Raw genomic sequence first — 1,579 nt, forward strand, 5'->3', positions numbered from 1 at the left:
AGGCGCTCCAGGACGAGCAGACCCGCACCCTCCGCCCACCCGGTGCCGTCGGCGGTCGCCGAGAACGCCTTGCACCGGCCATCCGGCGCCAGGCCACGCTGACGACTGAACTCCACGAACTCGCCGGGTGCGGACATCACCGTCACGCCACCGGCCAGCGCCAGCGTGCATTCGCCCCGGCGCAGGGACTGCGCGGCCAGATGCAGCGCTACCAGCGACGACGAGCAGGCCGTGTCCACTGTCAGCGCCGGGCCCTGCAAGCCGAGCGTGTAGGCGATCCGGCCGGAGGCGACGCTTGCCGTGTTGCCGGTGAGGAGGTAGCCCTCCAGGTCGGCGGGCGCCTGATGCAGGGCGGGCGCGTAGTCCTGGGCCATCGCCCCGATGAACACGCCGGTCGCGGTGCCATTCAGCGGCCCAGGCGGAATTCCCGCGTCCTCCAGTGCGGTCCAGGCCGTCTCCAGCAGCAACCGCTGCTGCGGGTCCATGGCGAGTGCCTCGCGTGGCGAGATGCCGAAGAAATCGGCGTCGAAGCGGTCGGCGTCGGCCAAGAATCCGCCTTCACGGCAGTAGGTGGTTCCGGACCGCTCCGGGTCAGGGTCGTAGAGCGCCGCCAGATCCCAGCCGCGGTTCTCGGGGAAGCCGCCGATCGCGTCCCGCTCCTCGGTGAGCAGCTTCCAGAGGTCGCCCGGGGACCGGACATCTCCGGGCAGGCGGCACCCGATGCCGACGATGGCGAGCGGTTCGCCGGATTCCTCGCGTAGGCGTAGGACGTCCTCGCTGTCGCCGCCGCCCAGCAGTTCCCGTTGCAGGTAGGCGGCCACCGCGCCCGGGGTGGGTTGGTCGAAGAGCAGGCTGGACGGCATCCGCAGACCGACAGCCGCGTTCAGGCTGTTTCGCAGGTCCACGGCGCTGACCGAGTCGAACCCGAGGTCCTTGAACGACCGGTCGGGGTCGATCGCGGACGGCCCGTCGTGCCCCAGGATGGTGGCGGCTCGTTCCCTGACCAGGTCGAGCATGATGCGCCGTCGCTCGTCGCCGTTGCGGGCGTGTAGCTGGGCGGCCAGCGGGTTGCCCGCCCCCTCCGAGGCGACCGGCGTGTCTGGCACGCTACCCAGCCAGTGCCGTTTGCGTTGGAACGGATAGGTGGGGAGGTCGACGTGTCCGGGCCGGGTGTTGAGTGTTGTCCAGTCGAGGTCGGCGCCGTGAGTGTGGGCCTGCGCCAGGTTCGTCAGGAACGTGTCCGGACCGGGCTGGTCACGACGCAGGCTGCCGACCGCGGTGGCGCCGGTGTCCTCGATCGCCGCCACCAACACCGGATGCGGACTCACCTCAACGAACAGTCCCAACCCATCGTCGACCGCGCGGGTGACCGCGTCGTGGAACCGCACCGGCTGCCGCAAATTCCGAAACCAGTACCCGGCGTCGAACACCGTCTCGTCCGGGCTAACGGTGGAGTAGAACGGCACCCGTCCCGGACCCGGTGCGACCGCGAGCTGCTCCAGCTCGGTGCGCAGCACATCCACGTGCGCGCAATGCGAGGCGTAATCCACCGGCAACCGGCGCGCCCGATCCCCGTGCG

1 protein-coding gene is annotated in these 1,579 nt (G+C 70.6%); it reads right to left on the reverse strand.

The window, feature by feature from the left end:
* On the reverse strand, window positions 1-1,579 hold a 1,579-nt coding region (locus ACLQ28_RS34380), incomplete at both ends, for a beta-ketoacyl synthase N-terminal-like domain-containing protein (RefSeq protein WP_425690425.1).

Source organism: Micromonospora sp. DT201, from assembly GCF_049841575.1.
GTDB lineage: Bacteria > Actinomycetota > Actinomycetes > Mycobacteriales > Micromonosporaceae > Micromonospora.